General features: G+C 52.7%; 9 protein-coding genes. 7 read left to right on the forward strand and 2 right to left on the reverse strand.

What is annotated here, in order from left to right; translation table 11 throughout:
* Positions 1–101: 101 nt before the first annotated feature.
* Together tatC and ACI3UA_RS07855 are read right to left on the reverse strand one after the other, a co-directional pair.
* Entirely contained in the window at positions 102–869 is a 768-nt protein-coding gene (gene tatC / locus ACI3UA_RS07850) for a twin-arginine translocase subunit TatC (RefSeq protein ID WP_439724260.1), read from the reverse strand.
* Between the two features lie 4 nt (positions 870–873).
* Positions 874–1,068, reverse strand: coding sequence for a twin-arginine translocase TatA/TatE family subunit (locus tag ACI3UA_RS07855; RefSeq protein ID WP_439724261.1), 195 nt, complete (start codon positions 1,066–1,068; stop codon positions 874–876).
* Between the two features lie 278 nt (positions 1,069–1,346).
* On the opposite strand from ACI3UA_RS07855, the gene hydE reads away from it, so the two are divergent.
* The 7 genes from hydE to ACI3UA_RS07890 all read left to right on the forward strand — a co-directional run.
* Complete coding sequence (hydE, locus tag ACI3UA_RS07860; RefSeq protein WP_439724268.1) at positions 1,347–2,306, forward strand: [FeFe] hydrogenase H-cluster radical SAM maturase HydE; 960 nt, start codon at positions 1,347–1,349, stop codon at positions 2,304–2,306.
* Between the two features lie 13 nt (positions 2,307–2,319).
* Positions 2,320–3,738 carry a [FeFe] hydrogenase H-cluster radical SAM maturase HydG gene (gene hydG / locus ACI3UA_RS07865; protein WP_439724262.1) on the forward strand — a complete coding sequence of 473 codons (1,419 nt, stop codon included), beginning with the start codon at positions 2,320–2,322 and terminating at the stop codon, positions 3,736–3,738.
* A 2-nt stretch (positions 3,739–3,740) separates the two neighbouring features.
* A complete protein-coding gene (gene hydF / locus ACI3UA_RS07870) occupies positions 3,741–4,955 on the forward strand; it encodes a [FeFe] hydrogenase H-cluster maturation GTPase HydF (RefSeq protein ID WP_439724263.1) in 1,215 nt (404 codons plus the stop codon).
* Between the two features lie 133 nt (positions 4,956–5,088).
* Positions 5,089–6,585 carry a [FeFe] hydrogenase, group A gene (locus tag ACI3UA_RS07875; RefSeq protein ID WP_439724264.1) on the forward strand — a complete coding sequence of 499 codons (1,497 nt, stop codon included), beginning with the start codon at positions 5,089–5,091 and terminating at the stop codon, positions 6,583–6,585.
* A gap of 15 nt (positions 6,586–6,600) precedes the next feature.
* Positions 6,601–7,380: a 4Fe-4S dicluster domain-containing protein gene (locus ACI3UA_RS07880; protein WP_439724265.1), complete on the forward strand. Its 780-nt coding sequence runs from the start codon at positions 6,601–6,603 to the stop codon at positions 7,378–7,380.
* Positions 7,381–7,382: 2 nt separating this feature from the next.
* Entirely contained in the window at positions 7,383–8,588 is a 1,206-nt protein-coding gene (locus ACI3UA_RS07885; protein WP_439724266.1) for a hydrogenase, read from the forward strand.
* Between the two features lie 470 nt (positions 8,589–9,058).
* Positions 9,059–9,708, forward strand: a 650-nt coding sequence (locus ACI3UA_RS07890; RefSeq protein ID WP_439724267.1) for a 50S ribosomal protein L11 methyltransferase, incomplete at its 3' end; no start/stop codon positions are given.

Here is a 9,708-nt window from a genome sequence, read left to right on the forward strand (position 1 = left end):
CACTACGATAAACTGAAATATACACCAGTTTTATTCGGCAGGCAAGTACGTCCAACCGTAAAAAACTGTTTCAAGCTCATAGATAGCCTGAAACAGTTTTTTTATTTGTGCAATATGTACTTTATAGCCAGATAGCCGACGCCATAGAGCAAAACCATGGGAATGGCCAGCATGCACTGGCTGATAATGTCCGGCGGTGTAAACAATGCCCCCAGGACAAAGCACACCATGATGACAATGCGGAACTTTGACGCCAGCATATCCGAGGTTATTATGCCCAGCCATGCCAGCACCAGCATAATCAGCGGCATCTCAAAAAGCAGGCCGAAAGGAATGACAAAGGTCAGGATGAAGTCAAAATAGCTGCCGGCCGACAGAAACGGCTGAAAGTCCGTACTGCCCATGCCCAGAAAGAAGTTCATGGCCAAAGGCAGGACCAGCTTGAAGGAAAACAGGATGCCCGCCACAAAAAGCAACACGGAAACCGGCACCAGCACTGACAGCAGCAGTCTTTCCCGCATGGTCAGGGCAGGAAGCAGAAAAGCCCATGCCTGATAAAAAATAACCGGCAGGGAAAGCATAAAGCCTGAAAAGACGACAACCTTGGCATAGACGAAGAATGCCTCTGCCGGCTGCATATAGTAAAGCTTGCCGGCAGGTTCCATCAGAAATGCCATAATCCTGTCCAAAAAGCCATAGGCTATGGCAGAGCATACGGCTACCGCCAGCAGGCTGTACAAAATCCGCCGCCGCAGCTCCGTCAGATGCTCCAATATGGACATATTGGCTGTATATCCGCTGTTTTCCTGCGGCACGGCCTCATCCTTCTGCACAGGCAGCGTGTCCGGGGCTTCTGAAGTATGTGCCATATCATTATGCCTTGGTACTGGTAGACTTCTTTTCCTCGTCTACAGTAACGTCCTCAATAATATTTTTCTCGGCATTCTTGAACTCCCTGATGCTCTTGCCCAAAGCCCTGCCCACATCAGGCAGCTTGCCCGGCCCGAAGACCACCAGGGCAATAACCAATATCAAAATAAGTTCTGTAACACCAATGCCACTGAACATAAAATCTCCTCCTCTAAAAATAAAATTCTCTTAATTATACAGACCAATTATGAAAAAAAACTGTAATTTCAGATTCTTTTCAGGATATTTTAGTAATAAAATATCCATGAATAGGGTTTTTCGTCAATTTTTTGCCTAATGTATTGCTTTAGATTACCAAAAGTAATATGATTAATTTATAAGCATAAATAATAGCTATTTTAGGAGATGGTAGTATTTCTGTTGTTGACGATATTGAGGCCAAAAGGGATATCACGCGGGATGAGCTTCGGTATCTGCTGGATGGAAATGAAGGCGACTACCTGCGCCAGCGGGCTGTAGCCGTAAGGCAGGCTGTCTATGGGCGGGATGTCTTTATCCGCGGGCTTATAGAATTTACCAATTTCTGCCGGAACAACTGCTATTACTGCGGCATACGGCGGGACAACAGGCATGCTGCCAGATACCGGCTGACGGAGGAGGAAATACTGGGCTGCTGCCGGGAGGGCTACCGGCTGGGATTTCGGACCTTTGTACTGCAGGGAGGCGAAGACGAGTATTTCACAGATGAAAAAATGTGCCGCATCATCCGAAGCATCAGGTCAAATCATCCTGACTGTGCCATCACCCTGTCCATAGGGGAAAAGGAGGCGGCAAGCTACAAGCGGTACTTTGATGCCGGTGCTGACAGGTATCTGCTTCGTCATGAAACTGCCAATGAAGCCCATTACCGCAGGCTCCACCCGGAGGAAATGTCCCTGCGCCGCCGGAAGGAGTGCCTGTACGCCCTGAAAGAAATAGGGTATCAGGTGGGGGCTGGCTTTATGACGGGCTCACCGGGCCAGACGGTGGATACCCTGTATGAGGATTTGCAGTTCCTGCGCGAGCTGGAACCGCACATGGTAGGAATCGGGCCTTTCATACCGCAGCGTGATACGCCCTTCGGCGGTGAGCCAGGAGGGACAGCGGCCATGACGGTAACCCTGCTGTCCATCATCCGCCTGCTGCTGCCACGGGTGCTGCTGCCGGCTACGACAGCCCTGGGGACAATAGATGCCATCGGGCGTGAAAAAGGCCTGATGGCCGGAGCCAATGTGGTCATGCCAAATCTTTCCCCAAAGGAGGTACGGAAAAAGTATGCATTGTACGATGCCAAGATATGTACCGGGGAAGAGGCGGCAGAGTGTATCGAATGCCTGAAAAAGCGTGTCAGGAGTGCCGGTTATACGGTGGTCTGTGACCGGGGAGATTATAGATAATGGGGGATTGAAAATGTATGATGTAAAGTCCATGAAGGCAGAGGAGTTTATCTCCGATGAAGAAATCAGGGCAACCCTGCAATATGCCGATGAAAACAAGGACAATATGGAGGTTGTCGATGCTATTATTGCCAAGGCGAAGCTGGGCAAGGGACTTACCCATCGGGAGGCCTCCGTGCTGCTGGCCTGTGATAACGAGGAAAAGCTGCAGGAGATTTTTGCCCTGGCACGGCAGATAAAGGAAGACTACTACGGCAACCGCATAGTTCTGTTTGCGCCGCTGTACCTGTCCAATTACTGCGTCAATGGGTGCCTGTACTGCCCGTATCATTTGAAGAACAAGCACATCAGCCGCAAGAAGCTGACCCAGGAGGATATCCGCAGGGAGGTGACGGCCCTGCAGGATATGGGCCATAAGCGTCTGGCTATCGAGCTGGGAGAGGATCCTGTAAACAACCCTATTGAATATGTGCTGGAATCCATCAATACGATTTACAACATCAAGCATAAAAATGGCGCTATCCGCCGGGTAAATGTCAATATTGCCGCTACCACGGTAGAGAATTACAGAAAGCTCCACGAAGCGGGCATTGGCACGTATATCCTGTTTCAGGAAACATACAACAAGGAAGCCTACGAAAAGCTCCATCCGACCGGACCGAAGCACGATTATGCCTACCATACGGAGGCCATGGATCGCGCCCAGGCCGGCGGCATAGACGATGTGGGGCTGGGCGTGCTTTTCGGGCTGGAGATGTACCGCTATGAATTTGCCGGTATCCTGATGCACGCAGAGCATCTGGAGGCCGTTCACGGCGTGGGCCCTCATACCATCAGCGTGCCACGCGTCAAGAAGGCTGACGACATTGACCCGGATGCCTTTGACAACGGCATCAGCGATGAAATCTTTGCGAAGATTATTGCCCTGATAAGGGTTGCCGTGCCGTACACCGGCATGATTATCTCCACCCGCGAGGGAAAGGCCGTCAGGGAGAAGGCCCTTGAGCTGGGCATTTCCCAGATAAGCGGCGCTTCCCGCACCAGCGTCGGCGGCTATGTGGAGGAAGAGCCGGAGGATGATAACTCTGCCCAGTTTGACGTCAGCGACCAGAGGTCACTGGACGAGGTTATCAGCTGGCTCATCAGCCTGGGCTACGTTCCTAGCTTCTGCACGGCCTGCTACCGTGAGGGGCGCACCGGCGACAGGTTCATGTCCCTCTGCAAGAGCAAGCAGATTCTGAACTGCTGTCATCCGAATGCCCTGATGACCCTGAAGGAGTACCTTGAGGATTACGCCGGCGAGGCCACCAAAGAAAAGGGCATGGCTATGATAGCCGAGGAACTGAAAAAGATTCCGAATGAAAAAGTCAGGAAGATTGCCGCAGAGCATATAGCCGATATCAGCAAGGGTAAGAGGGATTTCAGGTTTTAATTATGGCAGAGTTAAATTCAACACCAAACGCAAACAGGCTTCACATAGGTATTTTTGGCAGGACCAACAGCGGCAAGTCAACGCTGGTGAACATCCTGACCGGCCAGAGCACCTCCATAGTGTCGGATGTGGCCGGCACGACTACGGATATTGTCTATAAGGCGATGGAAATCAGCCCTTTGGGGCCCTGCGTGCTGATGGACACGGCCGGGCTGGAGGACACCACCGCCCTGGGGGCCAAGCGTCTGGAAAAGACGAAGCTGGCCATGGACAAGGCGGATATTGCCATTGTCGTTTTCCCGGCAGACGGCAGGGAGGATTTTGCCGCAGAGCTTGATTTGCTGGAGGCTTTCCGGCAGAAGGACATCCCTGTGCTGTGCCTTGTCAATGTCTTTGCAGGGCATGCGGACGCGGCAGACGGCATCGGGGCGAAGCTGGGCGGCAGGCAGAAGGACAGCAAGGTGGAAACGGTAGTGATGGACTGCGGCCGGACAAAGGACAAGGAAGGCCTGCGCATGGCTCTTTCCAGGCTGATGCCGGAGGACTATGACGCGGAGTTTATCACCGGCAGTCTGGTAAGTGAGGACGATGTGGTGCTGCTGGTTATGCCGCAGGACATTCAGGCGCCGAAGCGCCGCCTGATACTGCCGCAGGTTCAGACCATCAGGGAGCTGCTGGACAGGAAATGCACGGTGATATGCGCCTCCGCAGAGAAGTTCGAGCTTGCCCTGTCCCGCCTGAAAGCTGCCCCGCAGCTGATAATCACCGATTCACAGGTGTTCAGGCATGTCTATGAGCACAAGCCGTCAGAGAGCAGGCTGACCTCTTTTTCCGTGCTGTTCGCAGCCTACAAGGGCGACCTTTCGTATTACATAGAGGGGGCAAGGCACATAGACAGCCTCACGGAAAATTCCCGGGTGCTCATTGCCGAGTGCTGTACCCATGCGCCTCTGAAGGAGGATATAGGCCGGGAAAAGATTCCACGGCTGCTGAGAAAGCGTTTTGGGGAGGGCATGCAGATTGACGTGGTGAGCGGGACGGATTTTCCGGATCAATTGTCCGGCTACGACCTGATTATCCAGTGCGGCGGCTGTATGTTCAACCGTCAGTTTGTCATGGCGCGGATTCAGAAGGCAAGGGAGAGCCATGTGCCTATGACGAACTATGGGGTAGCAATCGCGCATCTGACGGGGATTCTGGACAAGATATCCTACTGAACTGAATTATATGTAAACTTAATTATTACATAAATATAAAATATTTCTTATCTTTATTTTCAAGTGATACAATAATAAACGATAGTTATTGTTTTTATTATAGGGGAGTTATGTTTTTATAAGGAGAGTTTGTATGAGTAGCAAAATATCTCGGCGCAAGTTTTTAAAGGTTGTGGCTGGGTCCGGAGCAGTAGGCTTTGGCGTAATGGCTGCTGGCTGTAAAGGCAAGCCGTCCGGAGCCGAGGGTTGGATACCTGATCAGTATCAGAGCAAGGGAGATTTCCCGGTCAACCTGAAGGGGCGCGTAGCGATCAGCGCTGCCAATCCGTCCATTGAGCGCGACGATGAAAAGTGCATCCTGTGCGGCCAGTGTGTAGAGGCCTGCAAGAATGTCATGGGCGTGTACGGCAACTATCCGTTGCCGCTGAAAAGCGAAATCGCCTGCGTCAACTGCGGACAGTGCGTTATGTGGTGTCCGTCCGGCGCAATCACCGAAAAGCGCAACATCGATCAAGTGCTTGCGGCCATCGACGATGATACCAGGCACGTTGTAGTGCAGACTGCCCCGGCAACCAAGGTTTCCCTGGGTGAGGAATTCGGCATGGAGCCGGGTACCAGTGTCGGCAAGAAGATGGCAGGTGCCTTGAAGGAGGCAGGCTTTGATGCTGTTTTTGATACCTGCTTCTCAGCTGACCTGACCATCATGGAGGAGGCTTCGGAGTTTGTACACAGGCTGACCCAGGCCAAGGATGAGATTCCGCATCTGACCTCCTGCTGTCCGGGCTGGGTAAAATACTGCGAGTATTTCTATCCTGAGCTTATTCACAACCTGTCTACCTGCAAGTCGCCGCAGAACATGATGGGCGCTACCATCAAGTCCTTCTACGCTGACAAGATGGGCATCAAGCCGGAAAACATCGTGAATGTTTCCATCATGCCTTGTACGGCAAAGAAGTTTGAGGTAGCCCGCGAGGAGCTGCAGGTGGACGGCAACCGCGATATGGACTATGTGCTGACCACCAGGGAGCTGGCTGTATTGCTGAAGCGCAAGGGCATTGATCTGAATACGGTGCCTGAGCGTGAGTATGATTCCGTGCTGGGCGAGTCCACAGGCGCCGGCAAGATTTTCGGCGCTACTGGCGGCGTTACCGAGGCGGCAGTCCGCTCTGCCTATTTCTTTGCCACCGGCTCCAATCCGCCTGCTGACCTTCTGTCCTGGCAGCCTGTCCGCGGCATGACTGCGGTCAAGGAGGCAACCGCCTCCATTCCTGGCGTGGGTACAGTGAATATCGCCGTGTGCCACGGCCTGGAGAATGCCAGAAAGCTTCTGGACGGCATTAAGGCCAGCGGCAGCAGCAAGTGGCAGTTCATCGAGTTTATGGCCTGCCCTGGCGGTTGTATCGGCGGCGGCGGACAGCCAAAATCCACCGTAGCTGCTCAGAACAGCGCAAAGCTGAAGCGCATTGAGGCCATCTACAAGGAAGATACCGGCTCAGAAAAGCGCTGCAGCCATGACAACACCGAAATTCAGTCTGTTTATAAGGAATTTTATGGCAAGCCTCTCAGTGAAAAGGCTGAGAAGTACCTGCATACATCCTTTGTAGACCGCCATGAACGGTTATTTGATTGAGAAGAGGTGAAATAAATGGCTGTATTAGTAGATATTACCAAATGTATTGGCTGCGAGGGCTGCAGTGTTGCCTGCAAAATGTACAACGGGCTGGACTTCAAGGCCAAGCCTCGCAATATAAAAGATGGCCGTGTGGAGCTGGATGACAACCGCTGGACGGTTATTCAGGAGTTCCACCCGGCGGCTGACAAGCTGAGATTTGTCAAGAAGCAGTGCCTGCACTGCCTGGAGCCTGCCTGTGCCTCTGCCTGCTTCTCCAAGGCTATCCAGAAGGATGAAAAGACGGGTGCTGTCGTTTATTATCCTGACCTGTGCGTAGGCTGCCGCTACTGTCTGGTGGCCTGCCCGTACTCCATCCCTAAGTATCAGTGGGATGAGCAGTTCCCGCAGGTAGCAAAGTGCCAGATGTGCGAGGCCCGGGTAGAAAAGGGCGATGCCCCTGCCTGCGTATCCGCCTGCACCACCGGCGCGCTGATTTCCGGCGACAGGGATGAGCTTATCAAGAAGGCTCACGAAATCATCAATTCCGACAGCCGCTATGTGAACCATGTATATGGCGAGCATGAGGTGGGCGGTTCCCAGTGGCTCTACATCTCCGATGTGCCTTTTGAGGATCTGGGCTTCAAGCAGGTCAGCGATACGCCTGTCACCAGCTACACCAAGAGCTATATGTCCAAGGTTCCTGGCTTTGCCGCTGCCTGGGCGCTGTTCCTGGCCGGCCTTTCTTTTTACAATCATCGTGTGGAAAAGAACAAGAAGCAGCAGGATGATGACAAGCAGGATAAGGAGGGCTGAGCATGAAGGTATATAAGTGTTTTAGAATTTTGGGATGGGATTTTACCGTCACCCCTACTCGTTTTATTCTGACAGGCCTTGTGCTGTTGATGGCGGCAACCGTGCTGTTCCGTCTCCTGACAGGCTTCCAGTATGTAACCAACCTGACGGATGAAACTCCGTGGGGTATGTGGATTGCATTCGATGTAATGTGCGGCGTAGCCCTGGCCGGTGGTGGTTATTCCACTGCTTTGCTGGTGCACATGTTCCGCTATGAGCAGTATGAGATTGTGGCCCGCGGTGCCCTGCTGACCTCCCTGCTGGGCTATGTGCTGGTAATGGCAGGCCTGTTTCTGGATATCGGCCAGTGGTTCAATTTCTGGCGTCCGTTCGTGTCCTGGGGACACACCTCGGTGCTGTTCGAGGTATTCTGGTGTATTTCCATTTATACAACCATTCAGAGCCTGGAGTTCTTCGAGATTATTACCGAGCGTGTCCTGGTCAAGAAGCTGCATAGGTATGTAGTCAAGGTACTGCCTGTGCTGGTGGTAATCGGCCTGATATTCCCTGTACTGCATCAGTCTTCCCTGGGCGGCCTGTTCCTGATTATGAAGGAGAGAATGTTCCCGCTGTGGTGGAGCGAGTTCCTGCCGATTTACTTCCTGCTTTCCTCCTTCTTCGTTGGTTCCGCCATGGTTACGATTGAGACTACCCTGGCCAAGACAGCTTATGGGCATGAGATACCTCATAGGATTATGCTGAGGCTCACCCGTGTGGGTACCCGCATCATGGGCGTGTATCTCCTGATGAAGCTGTATGACCTGTTCTCTATGGACCTGTGGGGCTATGTGTTCCAGGGCTCCCTGCAGAGCAACATGTACTGCGTGGAGATGCTCTTCGGCATCATCATTCCTATACTGATTATTGTCAGTCCTCTGAGAAAGACCAGAGGCGGCCTGCTGACCTATGCATGGCTGACGGTTCTGGGCGTTATCCTGAACCGCCTGAACTGCGTATTCACCTCCATGTATGAGAGCGGCTCATACTTCCCTGGCATTGGCGAGATTATCGTCAGCGCCGGCCTGATTGCCCTGGGTGTCCTGATTTACTGCTTCCTGGTAGAGAACTTCAACATCATCGGCAATGAGCGTGCCGTACAGGTAAAAATCGACAAGGATAAGGACATCAAGAACCTTATCTGGGCATTGCTCCGCACCAAGAGGCATTAATTGCCCGGCAATTAAATATGCTTGATTTTGCAGCGGCCCCATGAGCCGGACACTGAGTTCGGCTTTATGGGGCACTGCATTTTTTGTTTGTTGTTTCGGCAGGGGAATTGCAGATAGAATGTGTTGATATTGAACATTTTTTCTTGTATAATTATTTTCGGCAAGAGCTGTACCGATACGGTAGGCGGAGTTACTGTGTCCCCTGAGAGGGTCGATGTTTGTGGGAAATACGATTTTTGTTATATTGTCGTGCTGACCTTGTGGCTGTTGATTGTTTTGGCAGCCAGGGCATGAGAAAAACCGCCCCGGGCTGCTGATCTGAGGCGGTTTTCTAAAAACATCTTCACTTTGGGGCGACCGTCTGCCGGTACCCCTCTTGCTATTATTATACATGATGCAGTATGGTTTTGCAAGCGGTTGCCTCTTGTGATGCGGGAGGCAGTGCTATTTGCATAGAGGAGGAATTTTGTATGAAGTGGTGCGAGGTCAGCATTCAGACCACCCATGAGGCAGTGGAGCTGGTAGCGGAGATTTTTCGTGAGCTGGGGGCCTCCGGGGTGGTAATCGAGGACCCGGAGCTGGTAAATGACTATATAACCTCCGGCAAGTGGGATTACACGGATATTCCTATTGCGACAGAGACGGAGATTGTGACGGAAAAGGCATATCTGCCGGTCAATGGCGAGCTTGCGGGCAGGCTGCAGACCTTCCGTCAGGAGCTGAAGGCACTGGAGGGCAGGGGCGTGAATATCGCTCCGGGGACGATTGCCACCAGCGAGCTGCAGGACGAGGACTGGTCCGATACCTGGAAGCAGTATTTCCATACGGAAAAGCCCGGTGACAGGGTGGTTATCAAGCCTACCTGGGAAAGCTATGAGCCGGAGGCTGGCGAGGTGGTTATCGAGCTGGACCCGGGGGCGGCCTTCGGCACCGGCACCCATGCCACCACCTCCATGTGCATCCGCCAGCTGGAAAAGCTGGTGAAGCCGGGCATGACCGTCTTTGATGTGGGCACGGGCTCCGGCATTCTGTCCATTATCTCCGCCAAGCTGGGGGCAGGGGAGATTCAGGCGGTGGACTACGATGATTCCGTGCTGAAAATCGTGGAGGAAAATCTGGC

Origin of the sequence: Anaerovibrio sp. (genome assembly GCF_051866355.1) — a bacterium.
Taxonomy (GTDB): Bacteria; Bacillota; Negativicutes; order Selenomonadales; family Selenomonadaceae; genus Anaerovibrio.

Excerpts from the sequence above, each read along its gene's own strand:
- tatC (WP_439724260.1), bottom strand. The coding sequence starts at position 869 with ATGGCACATACTTCAGAAGCCCCGGACACGCTGCCTGTGCAGAAGGAT.
- ACI3UA_RS07875 (WP_439724264.1), top strand. The coding sequence starts at position 5,089 with ATGAGTAGCAAAATATCTCGGCGCAAGTTTTTAAAGGTTGTGGCTGGG.
- hydF (WP_439724263.1), top strand. The coding sequence starts at position 3,741 with ATGGCAGAGTTAAATTCAACACCAAACGCAAACAGGCTTCACATAGGT.
- hydG (WP_439724262.1), top strand. The coding sequence starts at position 2,320 with ATGTATGATGTAAAGTCCATGAAGGCAGAGGAGTTTATCTCCGATGAA.
- ACI3UA_RS07885 (WP_439724266.1), top strand. The coding sequence starts at position 7,383 with ATGAAGGTATATAAGTGTTTTAGAATTTTGGGATGGGATTTTACCGTC.
- ACI3UA_RS07880 (WP_439724265.1), top strand. The coding sequence starts at position 6,601 with ATGGCTGTATTAGTAGATATTACCAAATGTATTGGCTGCGAGGGCTGC.
- ACI3UA_RS07855 (WP_439724261.1), bottom strand. The coding sequence starts at position 1,068 with ATGTTCAGTGGCATTGGTGTTACAGAACTTATTTTGATATTGGTTATT.